Source organism: Natronococcus sp. A-GB1 (assembly GCF_029688845.1).
Lineage (GTDB): Archaea > Halobacteriota > Halobacteria > Halobacteriales > Natrialbaceae > Natronococcus.
This window is the reverse complement of sequence record NZ_JARUKW010000013.1, coordinates 35754-52616: the sequence shown is the minus strand read 5'-3', so window position 1 is coordinate 52616 and position 16863 is coordinate 35754. Positions and strand designations below refer to the sequence as shown.

At 64.6% G+C, this 16863-nt stretch carries 18 protein-coding genes; 14 read left to right on the top strand and 4 right to left on the bottom strand.

Annotated features, from left to right (window positions below):
- Positions 1 to 100: 100 nt before the first annotated feature.
- The 12 genes from ahaH to QA600_RS15220 all read left to right on the top strand — a co-directional run bounded on the left by ahaH (position 101) and on the right by QA600_RS15220 (position 12351).
- Positions 101 to 433 (top strand): ATP synthase archaeal subunit H, encoded by a 333-nt coding sequence (gene ahaH, locus QA600_RS15275; RefSeq protein WP_278292814.1) that lies wholly within the window; start codon positions 101 to 103, stop codon positions 431 to 433.
- Entirely contained in the window at positions 420 to 2675 is a 2256-nt protein-coding gene (locus QA600_RS15270; RefSeq protein ID WP_278292813.1) for a V-type ATP synthase subunit I, read from the top strand. Before ahaH ends, QA600_RS15270 begins: the two co-directional genes overlap by 14 nt.
- A gap of 233 nt (positions 2676 to 2908) precedes the next feature.
- Positions 2909 to 3172, top strand: coding sequence for a hypothetical protein (locus tag QA600_RS15265; RefSeq protein WP_278292812.1), 264 nt, complete (start codon positions 2909 to 2911; stop codon positions 3170 to 3172).
- 22 nt (positions 3173 to 3194) lie between these two features.
- The gene (locus QA600_RS15260) at positions 3195 to 3776 is read left to right on the top strand and encodes a V-type ATP synthase subunit E (RefSeq protein ID WP_278292811.1); all 582 of its coding nucleotides are present in this window, start codon (positions 3195 to 3197) and stop codon (positions 3774 to 3776) included.
- Positions 3773 to 4825 carry a V-type ATP synthase subunit C gene (locus tag QA600_RS15255; RefSeq protein ID WP_278292810.1) on the top strand — a complete coding sequence of 351 codons (1053 nt, stop codon included), beginning with the start codon at positions 3773 to 3775 and terminating at the stop codon, positions 4823 to 4825. The genes QA600_RS15260 and QA600_RS15255 overlap by 4 nt, the downstream gene beginning before the upstream one ends.
- On the top strand, positions 4822 to 5154 hold the full coding sequence (locus QA600_RS15250; RefSeq protein WP_278292809.1) for a V-type ATP synthase subunit F: 333 nt from the start codon (positions 4822 to 4824) through the stop codon (positions 5152 to 5154). Before QA600_RS15255 ends, QA600_RS15250 begins: the two co-directional genes overlap by 4 nt.
- Before the next feature lie 3 nt (positions 5155 to 5157).
- The gene (locus QA600_RS15245) at positions 5158 to 6921 is read left to right on the top strand and encodes an ATP synthase subunit A (RefSeq protein WP_278292807.1); all 1764 of its coding nucleotides are present in this window, start codon (positions 5158 to 5160) and stop codon (positions 6919 to 6921) included.
- Position 6922: 1 nt separating this feature from the next.
- Positions 6923 to 8338 carry an ATP synthase subunit B gene (locus QA600_RS15240; protein WP_278292805.1) on the top strand — a complete coding sequence of 472 codons (1416 nt, stop codon included), beginning with the start codon at positions 6923 to 6925 and terminating at the stop codon, positions 8336 to 8338.
- A 147-nt stretch (positions 8339 to 8485) separates the two neighbouring features.
- Complete coding sequence (locus QA600_RS15235; protein ID WP_278292803.1) at positions 8486 to 10147, top strand: long-chain-fatty-acid--CoA ligase; 1662 nt, start codon at positions 8486 to 8488, stop codon at positions 10145 to 10147.
- Between the two features lie 155 nt (positions 10148 to 10302).
- Complete coding sequence (locus tag QA600_RS15230) at positions 10303 to 11073, top strand: endonuclease/exonuclease/phosphatase family protein (protein WP_278292802.1); 771 nt, start codon at positions 10303 to 10305, stop codon at positions 11071 to 11073.
- Between the two features lie 100 nt (positions 11074 to 11173).
- The gene (locus QA600_RS15225; RefSeq protein ID WP_278292801.1) at positions 11174 to 11929 is read left to right on the top strand and encodes a V-type ATP synthase subunit D; all 756 of its coding nucleotides are present in this window, start codon (positions 11174 to 11176) and stop codon (positions 11927 to 11929) included.
- Positions 11930 to 11934: 5 nt separating this feature from the next.
- A complete protein-coding gene (locus tag QA600_RS15220; RefSeq protein ID WP_278292800.1) occupies positions 11935 to 12351 on the top strand; it encodes a DUF6276 family protein in 417 nt (138 codons plus the stop codon).
- A 14-nt stretch (positions 12352 to 12365) separates the two neighbouring features.
- Here QA600_RS15220 and QA600_RS15215 read toward each other — a convergent pair whose 3' ends face one another.
- The 4 genes from QA600_RS15215 to QA600_RS15200 all read right to left on the bottom strand — a co-directional run bounded on the left by QA600_RS15215 (position 12366) and on the right by QA600_RS15200 (position 16021).
- A complete protein-coding gene (locus QA600_RS15215; protein WP_005553227.1) occupies positions 12366 to 12758 on the bottom strand; it encodes a DUF5811 family protein in 393 nt (130 codons plus the stop codon).
- A 58-nt stretch (positions 12759 to 12816) separates the two neighbouring features.
- Positions 12817 to 13296, bottom strand: a complete 480-nt coding sequence (locus QA600_RS15210) for a pyruvoyl-dependent arginine decarboxylase (protein WP_278292799.1) — start codon at positions 13294 to 13296, stop codon at positions 12817 to 12819.
- 424 nt (positions 13297 to 13720) lie between these two features.
- Complete coding sequence (locus tag QA600_RS15205) at positions 13721 to 14950, bottom strand: proteasome-activating nucleotidase (protein ID WP_278292798.1); 1230 nt, start codon at positions 14948 to 14950, stop codon at positions 13721 to 13723.
- Positions 14951 to 15070: 120 nt separating this feature from the next.
- Entirely contained in the window at positions 15071 to 16021 is a 951-nt protein-coding gene (locus tag QA600_RS15200) for a hypothetical protein (RefSeq protein ID WP_278292796.1), read from the bottom strand.
- A 140-nt stretch (positions 16022 to 16161) separates the two neighbouring features.
- Between QA600_RS15200 and QA600_RS15195 the strand changes: the two genes are divergently transcribed.
- Positions 16162 to 16620, top strand: coding sequence for a hypothetical protein (locus QA600_RS15195; protein ID WP_278292795.1), 459 nt, complete (start codon positions 16162 to 16164; stop codon positions 16618 to 16620).
- Between the two features lie 62 nt (positions 16621 to 16682).
- Positions 16683 to 16853 carry a hypothetical protein gene (locus tag QA600_RS15190; RefSeq protein WP_278292794.1) on the top strand — a complete coding sequence of 57 codons (171 nt, stop codon included), beginning with the start codon at positions 16683 to 16685 and terminating at the stop codon, positions 16851 to 16853.
- Positions 16854 to 16863: the final 10 nt, after the last annotated feature.

Genomic DNA, 16863 nt, shown 5'->3' with positions numbered 1-16863 from the left:
CCGGACAATCACTGACTACCACCGATCTGCGTCGCGATCGAACGCGATACTTTCGCAACTACCATATACGCGTTGCCGCAAACGTTCGTTTGCTTAGAATATGCCGAGGCCACAGGTTCTCGAACGAATCAAGTCGGCGGAAGAGGAGGCCGACGAGATCGTCGCACAGGCAGAAGACGACCGCGACGAGCGGATAGCCGAGGCCCGGAAACGTGCCGAGGAGATTCGCACGGAAGCGGAACAGGAAGCGCGGGATCTCAAGGAGCGCCGCCTCGAGGAGGCGCGCGCCGAGATCGACGAGGAGTGCGAGCGCGTCCTTCGTGAGGGCGAACAGGAGCGCGAGGCGCTCGCCGAGCGTGCCCAGAGCCGGGTCGACGAAGTGACCGACTACGTCGTCGAACTGTTCCAGGAGGACGTTCATGTTCAGACCTGAGCGGATGAGCAAGGTCTCGGTGGCCGGTTCGAAGGGCGTCATGCCCACGGTCATCGAGACGATTCACAACCTGAATCTGGTTCATCTCTCGGACTACGACGGCTCGTGGGAGGGGTTTGACAACGGGACGCCGATCGAAGGGGCCGACGACGCCTCCGAGAAGCTGGTTACCGTTCGCGCCCTGGAAAGCACCCTCGACCTATCGGCCGACGAGACGACCGTGGGTTCGGTCGACGACGGCTGGGAACAGCGACTCGAGGAGACGCGGACGCGGGTCAACGAACTCGACGACGATCGCAGCGAGATCCGCGAAGAGCTCCGGCAGGTCGAGGAACGACTCGACCGCGTCGAGCCCTTTGCGGAACTCGAAGTGGATCTTGATCTGCTCTCGGGCTACGAGACGGTCGACGTCGTCGTCGGCGAAGGGCCTACCGACGAGATCGAAGCCGCCCTCGAGATGGCCGACGAGATTCGGGCGTTCGAGACGTTTGCTGGCGGTGACGTCGTCGCCATCGTCGCTGCACCCGCCGAGGGCGTCGATGCTGACGACGGCCTGATCGACGACGCGCTCGTCGGCGTCGAGTTTACGCGCCACGAGATTCCTGAGACCGACCGGACGCCGGGAGCGTACGTCGCCGAACTCGAGGAGGAAAAACAGGCACTGCAGTCTCGTACCGACGAGATCGATGCGGAGCTCGAACGGATCAAGGCCAACGAAGGGGGGTTCCTGCTCGCGCTCGAGGCGGAGCTGACCGTCGAGGTCCAGCGTGCGGAAGCGCCCCTGCAGTTTGCGACGAGCGACCGGGCGTTTATCGCCGAGGGATGGATCCCCACCGAGCAGTACGAGGAACTCGTTGCCGCGCTGCGCGATACGGTCGGCGAAAGCGTCGAAATCGAGGAACTCGAGCGGGCCGAGTACGACGAGCACGAACACGGTCCCGTCGAGCACACCGACGATACGGAGACGGAAGCCGACGCCGACGCGGAATCCGACGAAGCGTCCTCGCCCAAACAGAAGGCGGCGACCGACGGCGGACAGCCTACACGCGCCGATGGCGGCGGACACGGCAGTCGTGCCGTAACGATGGACAGCGAGCCGCCGGTCAGGCTCGACAACATCACGCCGGCAAAGCCGTTCGAGCTGATCGTGAAGATGGTCAGCCAGCCCAAGTACAGCGAGCTGGATCCGACGTTTTTCATCTTCCTGACCTACCCGTTCGCCTTCGGGTTCATGATCGGTGACATCGGCTACGGGATCCTCTACATGCTGATGGGCTGGGGAGCCTGGAAGATCTTCGACTCCGACGCCGGCAAGGCCCTCGGGACCATCGCCATCTGGGCCGGTGTGTTCACGATACTCTTCGGCTACCTGTACGACGACTTCTTCGGCGTCTACATGAGCGACGTGGGAATACACCTGCCCCTCGCCGGCGTGCTCACCAAGGGCCTCCAACATCCCGAGAGCTGGGCGATGCTGTGGATCGTCATGAGCGTCGTCTTCGGGATTGTCCACCTCAACGTCGGTCTGGTGCTGGGCTTCATCAACGAGCTCAACCACAGCCTGAAGGCGGCCGTCATGGAGAAGTTCTCCTGGATCCTCGCGATGAACGGCCTGTTCCTCTGGCTGTTCAGCACCCACGGAGAGGGACAGAAACCCGACTTCCTCGTCGGAACCGAGAGTGTCCTCTACGAGACGGACCAGTTCGCACTCGGGTTCGAGGGACTCCCGGAGGTCGTCGGCCTCGCGGGGCTCGCGATGTTGGTCGTCGGCGTCGTCATGGTCGGCAGCGCCGAGGGCGTCGCCGGCCTCCTCGAGACGCCGGCCTGGGCGTTCGGTCACGTCCTCTCGTATCTCCGGATGGTCGCCGTCCTGCTCGCGAAGGGTGGGATGGCGTTCGTCGTGAACCTCCTGGTCTTCGGCGCTGCCGCCGACGAGACCGGTTACATGGAGTTCGCGTACTTCGGCGCGCCGGCGGCTCCCGAGACCGGTGAAGTCGTCTTCGAAGGGCTCGTCTGGATCGGGTTCGACGGCGGCCCCATCGTGATGGCGCTGGCACTGATCGGCGCCGTGCTGGTGTTCGTCCTCGGCCACATCGTGGTCCTGCTGCTGGGGATCACCGCAGCCGGGATCCAGATGCTCCGCCTGGAGTACGTGGAGTTCTTCCAGAAGTTCTACGACGGCGGCGGCGAGGAGTACGAGCCGTTCGGTCACGAGGGACAGTCCGCTCCACAGGCGGACTGATCGCGCCGCTGTCGGTCGTTATCACCGTTTTCTCTCTCGAGCCGGGACGATTCGTATCGATACGTTTCGGAGTCGAACGATCACCGGTGAATTCTAGCTTGGGAATAGCTACCATCTCTGCCTGAGTCGGTGGTATAGCGCGGGCTCCGTCGATTCGTTTCGAGAGTTTTATAGGGAGTGCAGAGACAGATACGCTTGTTCGGAGCAATCGATCCAGAGGAAATCTATAAGCCATGATGGAAGAACTTGTACTCGCGACCGAGACCGTGCTACAGAATGGAACCACCGAAGAAGCGCCGTTCCTGACCGATTCGGGTGCAGCCGCCCTCGCCGTCGGTCTGTCGGCGCTCGCAGCCGGATACGCCGAGCGTGGTATCGGAGCCGCTGCAGTCGGCGCAATCGCGGAAGACGACGACCTCTTCGTCCCGGGCCTGATCATGACAGTCCTGCCGGAGACGCTCGTCATCTTCGCGCTCGTCGTCGTCTTCGTTATCTAAGCACACCCCCCTTCTCCCACCAATGAGTTTGGACACAGTCGTCGAGGATATCAGAGAAGAGGCCCACGCGCGTGCGGAGGAAATCCGCGAAGAGGGCGAATCTCGCGCCGAGAAGATCATCTCGGAAGCCGAGGATGATGCCGACGAAATCCTCGAAGAGGCCGAAGGAGATGTCGAGCGCGAGATCGAGCAACTGCGTGAACAGCGCCTCTCCAGTGCCAAACTGGAGGCGAAACAGAAACGTCTGGAGGCCAGACGCGACGTCCTCAGCGACGTCCGTGAGCACGTCGAAGCCGAACTCGCCGACCTCGAAGGCGAGACCCGTACGGAGCTTACACGAGCGCTCGTCGAGACATCCAGCGTCGAGTTCGAGAACGCAGACACCGTCCGCGTCTACGGCCGTGCTGACGACGAGGAGCTGATCGAGTCGATTCTCGAGGAGTACGACGGTTACGAGTACGCCGGCGAATACGACTGTCTCGGCGGCGTCGTCGTCGAAAGCGATCAGTCCCGCGTTCGGGTCAACAACACCTTCGACTCGGTGCTCGAGGACGTCTGGGAGGACAACCTTCAGGAGATCAGCAACCGACTCTTCGAGCAATGAGCTTAGGCGCCTCGAACACGGAGTACGTCAGCGCTCGCGTCCGCGCACGAAAAGCAGCGCTGTTTACAGACGAGGATTATCGCAAACTCGTCCGTATGGGGCCAAGCGGGATCGCACGCTTTATGGAAGAGTCGGAGTACGAACGCGAAATCAACGAACTCGGTGCGCGATTTTCGGGTGTCGACCTGATCGAACACGCCCTCAACCGCAACCTCGCGAAACACTTCGGAGACCTGCTCGAGTGGTCCGAGGGTCGGCTGTACGATCTCATCGCTCGGTATCTCCGAAAGTTCGACGTCTGGAACATCAAGACGATCATCCGTGGAATCTACACGGGCACACCTGCCGAAGAGTTCCAGACGGACCTGATTCGTGCCGGCGAGCTCGACGATGCGACGCTCGACCGCCTGCTCGAGGTCGAGTCGATCGAAGACGTCGTCGAACTGCTCGACGGGACGACCTACGCCGAGCCGCTCGAGGACGCCCGCGAGGAGTTCGAAGAGACGAACACGCTCGTCCCCCTCGAGAACGCCCTCGATCGGGAGTTCTACGTGCATCTGCTCGACGACCTCGGCCGTCCACAGGAAGGACCGGAGGCCAAATACGTCGAGTTCCTCCAGGCCGAAATCGACTTCCGAAACGCCCGAAACGCCCTGCGACTCGCCCGCAGTGGCGCGGATTTGGATCCAGCCAGCTACTACATCGAGGGCGGTGTGCTGTTCGACGAGTCCGAGCTCAACCAGCTCGTCGCCAACCCCGACGAACTCGTCGATCACATCGCCGACAGCAAACGCTACGGCAACCGGCTCTCGGAGGCGCTGTCACGATTGCGCGATGCTGATAGCCTTATCCAGTTCGAGCACGCAATAGATGCTGCACTGCTCGAGTACGCCGACATGCTCTCGAGTATCCACCCGACCTCCGTGTCGGCCGTCCTGTCGTACATCCTCGCGAAGGAACGCGAGGTCGAGAACATCCGTGCGATCGCACGCGGTCGCGAGGTTGGACTTTCAGAAAGCGAGATCGAGGAGGAACTGGTGATCCAATGAGCCAGGAAATCGCAGTCGTCGGCAGTCCGGAGTTCACCACCGGGTTCCGACTCGCGGGCGTTCGCCGCTTCGAGAACGTCCCCGAGGACGAGAAGGAAGAATCGCTCGACGACGCCGCGACGGCCGCCCTCGAGGATGAGGGGATCGGGATCGTCGTCATGCACGACGACGACCTCGAGTACCTCTCGCGGGGCGTTCGCCAGGACGTCGAAACGAGCGTCGAACCGGTCGTCGTCACCATCGGGAGCGGAACCGGCGGCGGCGGACTGCGCGACCAGATCAAGCGCGCGATCGGCATCGACCTGATGGAAGAGGACGATCAAGAGTAAACTATGAGCCAGGCAGAAGACATCGAATCCGTCGACGAAGACGGTGTAATCGAAAGCGTGAGCGGTCCCGTCGTGACCGCCACGGACCTCGACGCCCGGATGAACGACGTCGTCTACGTCGGCGACGAAGGACTGATGGGCGAGGTCATCGAGATCGAAGGGAACCTGACCACGATTCAGGTCTACGAGGAAACCTCCGGCGTCGGCCCGGGCGAACCCGTCCAGAACACGGGCGAACCGCTCAGCGTCGACCTCGGACCCGGGATGCTGAACGCTATCTACGACGGCGTCCAGCGCCCCCTCGACGAACTCGAGGAGAAGATGGGATCGGCGTTCCTCGACCGCGGGGTCGACGCGCCCGGAATCGACTTCGAGCGCGAGTGGGAGTTTACCCCATCCGTCGCCGAGGGCGAGATCGTCGAACCCGGCGACGTCATCGGGAAGGTTCCCGAGACGGCGAGTATCACCCACAAGGTGATGGTACCGCCGAACTACGAGGGCGGCGAGATCTCCTCGATCGAGACCGGCGAGTTCACCGTCGACGAAGTGATCGCCGAGCTCGACTCCGGCGAGGAGATCACCATGCACCAGGAGTGGCCCGTCCGCCGGGCCCGCCCCTCCGACGAGAAGGAGACGCCGACGGAACCGCTGGTCTCCGGCCAGCGGATCCTCGACGGCCTGTTCCCGATCGCGAAGGGCGGGACCGCGGCGATTCCCGGTCCCTTCGGCTCCGGGAAGACCGTCACCCAGCACCAGCTCGCGAAATGGGCCGACGCCGACATCGTCGTCTACGTCGGCTGTGGCGAGCGCGGCAACGAGATGACGGAAGTCATTGAGGACTTCCCCGAACTCGAGGACCCGAAGACGGGCAAGCCGCTGATGTCCCGGACATGTCTCATCGCGAACACCTCCAACATGCCGGTGGCGGCCCGCGAGTCCTGTATCTACACGGGGATCACCATCGCGGAGTACTTCCGCGATATGGGGTATGACGTCGCGTTGATGGCCGACTCCACCTCCCGGTGGGCCGAGGCCATGCGCGAGATCTCGAGCCGGCTCGAGGAGATGCCCGGCGAGGAGGGCTACCCCGCCTACCTCGCCGCGCGGCTCTCGGAGTTCTACGAGCGCGCCGGCAAGTTCCAGCTGATCAACGGCGAGGAGGGATCGATCTCGGTCATCGGCGCCGTCTCCCCGCCCGGCGGGGACTTCTCGGAGCCGGTTACCCAGAACACGCTGCGTATCGTCAAGACGTTCTGGGCGCTCGACGCCGACCTCGCCGAGCGACGCCACTTCCCGTCGATCAACTGGAACGAGTCGTACTCGCTGTACCGCCAGCAGCTCGACCCGTGGTTCCGGGAGAACGTCGCCGAGGACTGGCCCGAACGGCGCCAGTGGGGCGTCGACGTCCTCGACGAGGAGGGCGAACTCCAGGAGATCGTTCAGCTCGTCGGCAAGGACGCGCTGCCGGAGGACCAGCAGCTGACCCTCGAGGTCGCTCGCTACCTGCGCGAGGCCTGGCTCCAGCAGAACGCGTTCCACGACGTCGACACCTACTGCGAACCGGAGAAGACCTACCGCATGCTCGGCGCGATCAAGACGTTCAACGACGAGGCGTTCGACGCCCTCGAGGCCGGCGTCCCCGTCGAAGAGATCCAGGACGTCGACGCCGCACCCCAGCTCAACCGGATGGGCGTCGCCGACGACTGGAACGAGTTCATCGACGAGCTCGAATCGGACCTCAAACAGCAGATCAGAGCACTGTACTAACATGAAAGAGTACCAGACAATCACGGAAATCAGCGGTCCGCTGGTGTTCGCCGAGGTCGACGAACCCGTCGGATACGACGAGATGGTCGAGATCGAGACGCCGCAGGGCGAGACCCTGCGCGGACAGGTCCTGGAGTCGAGCGAGGGACTCGTCTCGATCCAGGTGTTCGAGGGAACGGGCGGTATCGATCGCAACGCCTCGGTCCGGTTCCTGGGCGAGACGATGAAGATGCCCGTCACCGAGGATCTGCTCGGCCGGGTGCTCGACGGCTCCGGGAACCCGATCGACGGCGGCCCGGAGATCGTCCCCGACGATCGCGTCGACATCGTCGGCGAAGCGATCAACCCCTACTCCCGGGAGTACCCCGAGGAGTTCATCCAGACCGGCGTCTCCGCCATCGACGGCATGAACACGCTGGTCCGGGGTCAGAAGCTGCCGATTTTCTCCGGATCGGGGCTGCCCCACAACGAACTCGCACTGCAGATCGCCCGCCAGGCGTCGGTGCCCGAAGAGGAGGAGGGTGACGACGAGGAAGGGTCGGAGTTCGCCGTCATCTTCGGCGCGATGGGGATCACCCAGGAGGAGGCAAACGAGTTCATGCAGGACTTCGAGCGCACGGGCGCACTTGAGCGCTCGGTCGTCTTCATGAACCTCGCGGACGACCCGGCGGTCGAACGCCAGGTCACGCCGCGACTCGTACTCACCACGGCCGAGTACCTCGCCTTCGAGAAGGGATACCACGTGCTGGTTATCCTGACCGACATCACCAACTACTGCGAGGCACTGCGCGAGATCGGTGCGGCCCGCGAGGAGGTTCCGGGCCGGCGTGGCTACCCCGGGTACATGTACACCGACCTGGCCCAGCTCTACGAGCGCGCGGGCCGGATCGAGGGCAATGAAGGCTCGGTGACGCAGATTCCGATCCTGACGATGCCCGGCGACGACGACACCCACCCGATCCCCGACCTCACCGGTTACATCACCGAGGGACAGATCGTGATGGACCGGGACCTGAACAGTCAGGGGATTGAACCGCCGGTGAACGTCCTCCCGAGCCTCTCGCGGCTGATGGACGACGGGATCGGCGAGGGGCTGACCCGCGAGGACCACGGCGACGTCTCCGACCAGATGTACGCCGCCTACGCGGAAGGTGAGGACCTGCGAGACCTCGTGAACATCGTCGGTCGCGAGGCGCTGTCAGAGCGGGACAACAAGTTCCTCGACTTCGCTGATCGCTTCGAGACGGAGTTCGTTCAGCAGGGGTACGACACCAACCGCTCGATCGAGGAGACGCTCGATCTCGGCTGGGACCTGCTGTCGATGCTGCCCAAGGAGGCCCTCAACCGGATCGACGAGGACCTCATCGAGAAGTACTACCGTGAAGAAGAAGCCGAGACTGCCGAAGTCGAAGCCTAACTCGGCAAGGCACTGCGAACGCGGTTGTAGCAACGGTTTCGATTTTTCGACGGATGTCAGATGCAGTGATGGCACGGACCGTTCAGGGACGAGTGTCTTGATCGTGTGAAGCAAAACGATCATAACGATCGTTGTTTGAGGTTAACTATGCAGAAGCCACTGCTCGTCACAGAGTTTCTCGACCGGGCACGAACGCATTACGGTGAGACGGAAGCCGTCGTCGGGACGGACGGCAAGCGGTTCACCTACGACGAACTCGGCGAGCGCGCCGATCGGTTCGCCGCGGCCCTTCAGGAGCGGGGCATCGAGAAGGGCGACCGTGTGGCGGTGCTCGACCCCAATACCCACTACCATCTCACGGCGGCCTACGGCTCGATGCAGGCCGGCGCGGTCCACACGCCGTTGAACTACCGGCTCACGCCCGACGACTTCGCGTACATCCTCGAGGACGCCGGTGTCGATGCCGTCTACGCCGACTACGAGTACGCCGATCGGATCGAAGAGATTCGCGAGGAGGTGCCGACGGAGACGTTCATCACGAACGACGTCGACGCCGTCGAAGGGGGTGAGGCCGCCGAAGGCGGGCGATCCTCGTCGGACTCGTCCGACGGGGAGTGGGAGGACTTCGAGCAAGTCCTCGGGGACGCCACGCCGGAGTACGACCGCCCGGAGATGCACGAAGACGAGATAATCACGATAAACTACACCTCGGGGACGACGGGCGATCCGAAGGGAGTCTGTCGAACCCACCGCGGCGAGACGATCCACGCCTACCTGGTCGCGGTCCACCAGAACCTCACCGACGACGACGTCTACCTCTGGACGCTGCCGATGTTCCACGTCAACGGATGGGGACACATCTACGCCGTCACGGGGATGGGCGCGAAACACGTCTGTACCCGCGGAGTCGACGCCGAGTGGATCCTCGAGACGATCCGCGAGGAGGACGTCTCCTACCTCTGTGGGGCGCCGACGGTGTTGAACATGCTGATCGACTACTACGGGGACAACGAGGTCAAGACGACGGGCGCGAACGACGTCCGGATCGCGACCGCGGGGTCGGCGCCGCCGGAGGCGACGCTGCGGACCGTCGAGGACGAGTTCGGCTGGTACCTGAAACACGTCTACGGCGCCACCGAAACCGGGCCGCTGATCACGACCTCGGACGCCCGGCGCCACTTCGACGACGACAGCGACAGCCGGTTCGCGATCAAGAAACGCCAGGGACTTGGCTTCTTGGGCACCGAGGTCCGAGTCGTCGACGAGGACGGCGAGGACGTTCCCCGGGACGGCGAGACGCTCGGCGAGGTCGTCGTCCAGGGCAACCAGGTCATGGAGAAGTACTGGAACAAACCCGAGGCGACCGAGGAGGCCTTCTCCGACCGCGTGGAGGGCTACTACCACACCGGCGACCTCGCGACGATCGACGAGAACGGGATGATCGCGATCCAGGACCGCAAGAAGGACATCATCATCTCCGGCGGGGAGAACATCTCGAGCATCGAGCTCGAGGATACCCTCTTCGACCACCCGGAGGTCTCCGACGCTGCCGTCATCCCGTCGCCAAGCGAACAGTGGGGTGAGACGCCGAAGGCGTTCGTCGTCCCGGAGAGCGGCGATCCGGACGAGCCGGGCGTCAGCGAGGACGACCTCGTCGCGTTCACTCGAGAACACCTCGCGAACTACAAGACCGTCCAGCGGATCGAGTTCGTCGAAGAACTGCCGACGACCGCGACCGGGAAGGTCCAGAAGTACGAACTCCGCGAGCAGGAGTGGGACGACGAGGAGGGGATGGTCGGCCAAGGATAGCGGCTCCGACCGCTACCGACGGTTTCGGGTTGTGCGGGCGACCGTTTTCCCGGCTGACCCCGGGTTCCGTCCGATTCTCCTGCCACAACTGGTAGTTCGAGAGCACGACCTGCGACTCCGCAACCGTTACCCGGCTGGTTGTCGGCATCGAACGTATGGCCCTCATTCGGGCGTCTACGTTCAACGTCCGGTACGACGATCCGGCGGACGAGTACCCGTGGGACGAGCGGCGCTCGCGAGTTCTCGAGACGCTCGACCGGATCGACCCGGATCTGTTGGGCAGTCAGGAGGCACTCGCCCACCAGTACGACGACCTGCAGGCCGGCCTCGAGGCGTACGACTGGCACGGCGTCGGCCGACGGGACGGCGAGCGCGAGGGGGAGTTCGTTCCGATCGCGTGGCGACCGTCGCGGTTCGAGCGCCTCGAGACGGGTGCGTTCTGGCTCTCGGAAACGCCGGCCGAACCGAGCGTCGGATGGGACGCGTCCCTGCCCCGGGTCGCCACGTGGGCTCGCCTGCGGGACCAGGAGAGTGACCGGACCGTTTGGTTCTGTAGCGTCCACTTCGACCACCGCGGCGAGCGGGCACGCCTCGAGTCCGCACGACTGCTGCGTCGACGGGCGACGAACCGCCTCGAGCAGGGAGACGTGCCGGTCGTGACCGGGGACGCGAACTGTACGGTCGGATCGGCCCCCCACCGGACGCTGACGACGGGCCCGCTCGCGGATGCCCGTCGAGTCGCGAGCGAGCGGTTGGGTCCCGCCGGAACGTTCCGCGGTTTCGACGGCGGCATCGGTGACCGGATCGACTACGTGTTCGTTCCGTCGACCGTTGACGTAAGGCAGTATCGAACGCTCCCCCCGAACGAGACGACGCCCCGGTCGGATCACCTGCCGGTGGTTGCCGATCTCGAACTCGAGGAATGACGTGCCCGGTCACGTCGTGAGTGCGGCCGCGAGAAACCGATCGCTCGAGCCGGCAAAACTGTAAACAGTTATCCGACTGGGAGCGCAAATCCTCCACAAGATGGCCAAGGACGTCAAACCGACCCGCAAGAACCTGATGGAGATCGAAGACCGGATCGAACTCTCCGAGCGCGGGCACGGGACCCTGGAAAAGAAGCGGGACGGGCTAATCATGGAGTTCATGGACATCCTGGACAAGGCCCAGGACGTCCGCGGCGACCTCGCCGACGACTACGAGGACGCCCAGAAGAAGATCAACATGGCCCGGGCGATGGAGGGCGACGTCGCGGTTCGGGGCGCCGCAGCGGCCCTGCAGGAACACCCCGAGATCACCACCGAGTCGAAGAACATCATGGGCGTCGTCGTCCCACAGATCGAGTCCTCGCGCGTCTCCAAGAGCCTCGATCAGCGCGGCTACGGGATCATGGGGACCTCCGCGCGCATCGACGAGGCCGCCGAGGCCTACGAGGACCTACTGGAGAGCATCATCCTCGCCGCGGAAGTCGAGACGGCGATGAAGAAGATGCTCCGCGAGATCGAGACGACCAAACGTCGGGTCAACGCGCTCGAGTTCACGATCCTGCCCGAGCTCTACGAGGGCCAGGAGTACATCGAGCAGAAACTCGAGGAGAAGGAGCGCGAGGAGACCTTCCGCCTGAAGAAGATCAAGGACAAGAAAGAGCAGGAAGAGAAAGAGGAGCGCGAGGCCAAAGACGACGTCGAGGAGACCGAGGAGGCCGCGACCGGCGACACCGCCGGCACCGAGTCCGAGGAGATGGGCCAGTCGACTGCCGGCGGCGTCCCCGGCGGCGACTAGCTCCGATGACCTGTTCGGCGTGTGGTTCCGACGCGACGATCGTTCTCTCCCTTTCTGCCGAGTATCGCGACCACGCGCCGGCGAACGCCGCGGTAGTCAGCGTCTGTACGCGCTGTCTCACGGTCGATCCGGTCGAAAGCGAGGCCGACTCGACCGCCGAATCCGACGACAAACCTGACTTCGCTCGGATCAGCGACGCACTCCCGCCCCGTCCCGAGCAGGCGATCCCGCTGGTTCTCGCGATCGACCTGTCGTCCTCGCTTGCGACCAACCGCGCCGCGATCGAGTCGCTCTTCGAGGACGTTGAGCGGGCCGGCACGGACCCACTGCTGGCGATCGATCGACTCGTCGCGGATCCGACCCTCGAGCCGGCGGTCGATCTCGAGCGTCGACGCCACCAGCTCGAACAGCTGTTGTACTAGAAGGACTCTCGAGGCTACTTCGCCGTCGGCGTTACGTTGTTGCTGACCGCCTGCTTGACCTGTAGCGCCGCGCTCGCGGCCAGTCCGCGGGCGACCTCGTCGCGTTCGTCAGCCGAGATGAGTTCCTCGGTTGGCTCCTCGAGGTCGGGCTGGAAGCCGGCGCTGACGGGATGGCCGATCGGCGGCTGGACGGCGACGGTCACCTGAAAGCCGGCCTGGCCGCTGGCGACGTCGGCGTCGACGATGTACTCGTTTGGCAGGAACTCGCGGGTTCGGGCGGCGATCCGCGACACGTCGCGGCTGAGCGTCCGCCGCTGGGTGCTCGAGAGCTCCGGAACGTCCGCCGCGGCACGCTGACCAGCACCGGTCTCGCCCGGCAGCCCCGCATACGGCGTATTTCCGTTCATGAGAAGTTGTATCCTGTGTATAGGGGCCACAGGTGAAAAGCGTTCGCCTTCGGGCAGCTCAGCAGATCGGCTCGCTCTCGCCGTACACAGCCAACGCCAGCGCCGTCGTGTACGTCCCGGCATCGGCTCGGCTGCTCTCGACGACGACGCTCGGGTCGTCGAACGGCCAGTCGCGCAGCTCCTGGCCCGCCTCGAGCCCCTCACGGACGCGGCGTTCGACGTCGTCGCGGTCCATCTCGCCGGCGGTCTCGTAGAACAGCCCCGGCCCGCCGTCGACGGACTGGTTCCACGCGAGTGCAGCGCTCGCCCGGCCCGGCCCGGCGGTAGTCGCTCGAGCCTCGACGACGGTCAGACGGTCGCCCGCAGGTCCGAGGTCGGGTGCGGTTCCGACGGCTTCGACGTCGGTGTCGGCCGGGATCACCGACGACACTGCGACGAGGTTATAGTTCTCGACACCGGCGTCGGCTAGCGCGGCGTCGTAGGAGGCCATCTTCGTGGGTCCCGAACCGGTACCCCAGACGACTCGGATCATGCTCATGGCCGGGATAGGGCTCCCGCGGCGTAAGGCGTTGCGATCCTCGGTTGCGCCGTGGCCGCGAGCGGCGTCCGAAGAGATGAGGACGTCGCGAGCCGGGAAAGGGCAGGCGGTTCATGACACTCACCGCGAGCAGTCGTCGGCTGCGAGCGGGCCGACGATTGATTCGGAGCGAGAGAAGCGAGCGGAGAGGAAAGAGGAGTGCTTTTAACCGAATCTGAGCGGGATCTTTGATCCCGCGAGGTCGTCGGCGTGCTCAAAAATAGAAGATTTTTGGCATCACGAAACGGCTTCGCCGTTTCGAACGACTTCGCGCCGACTGCAAGCGATTCCGGGGGAATCGCCCCGTGCAAAAGAGTGCTTCGCACTCTTTTGAAGATTTTGCCGAGGTGCGCCGAAGGCGCACCCGTAGAGCAAAACTTCGCGCTTACTGGTAGAAGTAGCCCGCAGACGAGATCACGTCGCTCGAGTCGTCCTCCTCGATCTTCTCTAAGGCGTCGAGGAAGTCCTGCTGGCGGACCTCCTCGCGGTCGTTCCGGATGGCGAACATACCGGCCTCGGTCGCGAGGCTCTCGATCTCGGCGCCGGAGTAGCCGTCGGTCTCCTCGGCCAGCGCGGCGAAGTCGACTTCGTCGTCGACGTTCATGTCACGGGTGTGGATCGCGAGGATCTGCTCGCGACCCTCCTGGCTGGGTTCGGGGACCTCGATGAGCCGATCGAACCGGCCCGGGCGGAGGATCGCGCGGTCGAGCATGTCGAAGCGGTTGGTCGCGGCGATGATACGGATCTCGCCGCGAGCCTCGAAGCCGTCCATCTCGCTGAGGAGTTGCATCATCGTCCGCTGAACCTCGGCGTCGCCCGACGTCTTCGACTCGGTTCGGGTGGTGGCGACGGCGTCGATCTCGTCGATGAAGATAATTGCCGGCTCGCGTTCGCGGGCCATCTCGAACAGGTCACGAACGAGCCGGGAGCCCTCGCCGATGAACTTGCGAACCAGTTCCGAGCCGGCCATCTTGATGAACGTGGCGTCGGTCTCGTTGGCGACGGCCTTCGCGAGCATCGTCTTCCCGGTTCCCGGCGGACCATGCAGGAGCACGCCGCTTGGGGGGTCGATGCCGACCTCCTCGAACAGCTCGGGGTTCGTCAGGGGCTGTTCGACGGCCTCGCGGACCTCCTTGACCTGCTCGTCGATCCCGCCGATGTCAGTGTAGTCGACCTCGGGACGCTCGGTGATCTCCATCGCCTGGGCGCGGGCGTCGGTCTCGGCCTCGAGGATCGTCTGGATCCCGAAGGAGTCGTTGACGGCGACGCGGTCACCGGCCTCGACGCGCTCGAGCAGCCGCGGGGAAACGTCCGTGAGGACCTCCTGGTTGTTGCCGTGCTGTTTGACGATGACTTCCTCGTCGATCACGTCCTCGACGGTCGCGATATACAGCGAGGAGCTCTTCAGCGTCTCGTTCTCGCGTTCGACTCGGTTGGCCTTCTCCTGGAGGCGCTGTCTGCGGCCCTCGGCCTCGTCGAGTTGCTCCGTGAGCTGCTCGTTGATGTCGACGAGATCCTCGAAGTGGTCGCGAAGCGCATCGAGCCGCTCGTCGTCGGGGAGATCGGGGTCGATCTCGCGGTGTGGTCGGTCGGGGATAGACGGGCTTCGAGACATCTGTTATAGGTCGATTAGTTTTCGACGATAAATGTGCCTTTGGGTCGCGGTGGGATTGCGTGGCGGATTCCGTCGCCCGAGGGCGGACACGACGGTATCCGCGCTCGAATCAACACTCCGTTACTCGAGGTCGAGTTCGGAGACGGGGTACTCGAACAGCCGCTCGTCGGTTTCGGCGCAGGTGATCGCGATGACGTCGTGGGAGCGACAGCAGGACTCGACGGTTTCCTCGCCCATGACGACCTCGCCCCCGGCCGTCGGGCAGGTCTCGAGGAACAGCCGCAGACTGTTGAGCAGTTCGCCCCTCGCCCGCGGGTCGTAGTCCGTCCAGTCACTGTCCCACGACTCGAGAACGCGAGCGGCGGTGACGTCGGCAACGAGGGCGGCCCGCGAGGGCCACTTGCCGAGCAGGCGGCCGTCCCGCCGGAGCGTGCGCGCGTCGCCGCCGTGACCGGTGATCTCGAACGCGCCATCCTCGGCGTCGAATCCGAGGGCTCTCGCGGCGTCGGTCCCCTCGAGCGCGTCGGCGTCGATCCGATCGATCTCGTCGCTCCAGGCGCTCTCGAACGACTCGGTCAGACAGAGGTCGTCGATCTCCTCGCAGGGTTCGACGATCCCCTCCTCGAGGAAGTAGGTCTCGGGTTCAGGGGGTTGCGGACGGTCGGATGCGTCCCCGGTATCGGTGGCCGTGGAAACGGCGTCCGGTTCGTCGACGTCGCTGTCGGTCTCGGAGTCGACGGCTCCCGGCTCTGTGCCCGTCTCGTCGGCTCGTGACTCCCCCGCGACGAGCCCGCCGCGGATCTCGGGCTCCGGCGTCTTGCCGAACAGCCGGAGCACCGGCTCCGGCAGGTACCGCTTGGTCAGTTCGGGCGTCCCAGGAACGAGATATCCCCGGAGATAGATCGCGGCGGTCGACGCTCCGACGACGGCGGCAGCCGCGATTCTCGACCTGCGTGCGACGGCCGCACCGATTGCGCCGGCGATGGCGAGGTTGAGTACCGTACACGGCGTACACCGGTTCTCGCCGGTGTACTCCGGTTGCCGGAGGCGATCGACGATGGTCTCTCGCATTCTCCAGTAGCATCTCCCGGTAATCGTATCGCTCTTTCGGTGGTTCGATCCGCGAGGCCGTGATCGACGGCCATCGGTCGGCTCCCCTCGGCCGACGGCGGCGGGGTAACTGTTATGTGATCTGTCGAAGTCATTTCATTATGGCTCGCTTCCAACGCCGTCTCGCACTCCCTCTTGGGGTCGGAATCCTCCTCTCCTCGACCGGCTTTCTCGCGCTCGCCGAGCCGTCGGGTTGGCCGTCGATCGTCGGCGCGGTCCTGTTCTGTCTCGCTGGCCTCGCGTTCGTGCTCTCGAGCGCGACCGACCGACTCCGGATCGGCGGGCGAGCGATCGGGTGGCAGCAGGCAAACGGTATCGGCACGATACTGCTCGCAGTCGGCTGGCTGCTTACCACAGTCCCGATCATCGACTCGTCGCCGCTGTTCGGAATCGTCGTGGGAGTCGGCGCGCTGTCGCTCGCGTTCTTTGGCGTCCAGGCGCTAACCGACGGTCCGCACGTCGACCTCGAGCGCGAGCCCTCCCGCGGGCGACTCGTCGCCGTGCTGGTGCTGGTGCTCGTCTCCGTCGGGTTCGGGGTCGGGTTCGCGGTCGCGATCTGAGCCGTCGGGATCGGCGTCTCGAGGACGAACGATATAACGGGACGGGCCGTCTGGGTCGAAACGTGAACCGGGAACGTCGGCGGCCGCTGATCGTCGCCTCGCACGGCGTCGCCGGGATCGCGCTGGTCGGCTACGGGCTCCTCGCGGGCGAGGTACTCGCCGTCGGCTTCGGGGCGGTACTGGTCGCGATCGGGCTCGCGTACCGCCGGCTCGATCTTCGAACCGAACGGTAGCGTCGAAAGC

Bases quoted from the DNA above. Each gene is read 5' to 3' on its own strand.
- ahaH (WP_278292814.1), top strand. From the start codon at position 101: ATGCCGAGGCCACAGGTTCTCGAACGAATCAAGTCGGCGGAAGAGGAG.
- QA600_RS15265 (WP_278292812.1), top strand. From the start codon at position 2,909: ATGATGGAAGAACTTGTACTCGCGACCGAGACCGTGCTACAGAATGGA.
- QA600_RS15260 (WP_278292811.1), top strand. From the start codon at position 3,195: ATGAGTTTGGACACAGTCGTCGAGGATATCAGAGAAGAGGCCCACGCG.
- QA600_RS15210 (WP_278292799.1), bottom strand. From the start codon at position 13,296: ATGAGCATGATCCGAGTCGTCTGGGGTACCGGTTCGGGACCCACGAAG.
- QA600_RS15270 (WP_278292813.1), top strand. From the start codon at position 420: ATGTTCAGACCTGAGCGGATGAGCAAGGTCTCGGTGGCCGGTTCGAAG.
- QA600_RS15245 (WP_278292807.1), top strand. From the start codon at position 5,158: ATGAGCCAGGCAGAAGACATCGAATCCGTCGACGAAGACGGTGTAATC.
- QA600_RS15215 (WP_005553227.1), bottom strand. From the start codon at position 12,758: ATGAACGGAAATACGCCGTATGCGGGGCTGCCGGGCGAGACCGGTGCT.
- QA600_RS15225 (WP_278292801.1), top strand. From the start codon at position 11,174: ATGGCCAAGGACGTCAAACCGACCCGCAAGAACCTGATGGAGATCGAA.
- QA600_RS15200 (WP_278292796.1), bottom strand. From the start codon at position 16,021: ATGCGAGAGACCATCGTCGATCGCCTCCGGCAACCGGAGTACACCGGC.
- QA600_RS15240 (WP_278292805.1), top strand. From the start codon at position 6,923: ATGAAAGAGTACCAGACAATCACGGAAATCAGCGGTCCGCTGGTGTTC.
- QA600_RS15220 (WP_278292800.1), top strand. From the start codon at position 11,935: ATGACCTGTTCGGCGTGTGGTTCCGACGCGACGATCGTTCTCTCCCTT.
- QA600_RS15235 (WP_278292803.1), top strand. From the start codon at position 8,486: ATGCAGAAGCCACTGCTCGTCACAGAGTTTCTCGACCGGGCACGAACG.
- QA600_RS15195 (WP_278292795.1), top strand. From the start codon at position 16,162: ATGGCTCGCTTCCAACGCCGTCTCGCACTCCCTCTTGGGGTCGGAATC.
- QA600_RS15205 (WP_278292798.1), bottom strand. From the start codon at position 14,950: ATGTCTCGAAGCCCGTCTATCCCCGACCGACCACACCGCGAGATCGAC.
- QA600_RS15230 (WP_278292802.1), top strand. From the start codon at position 10,303: ATGGCCCTCATTCGGGCGTCTACGTTCAACGTCCGGTACGACGATCCG.
- QA600_RS15255 (WP_278292810.1), top strand. From the start codon at position 3,773: ATGAGCTTAGGCGCCTCGAACACGGAGTACGTCAGCGCTCGCGTCCGC.
- QA600_RS15250 (WP_278292809.1), top strand. From the start codon at position 4,822: ATGAGCCAGGAAATCGCAGTCGTCGGCAGTCCGGAGTTCACCACCGGG.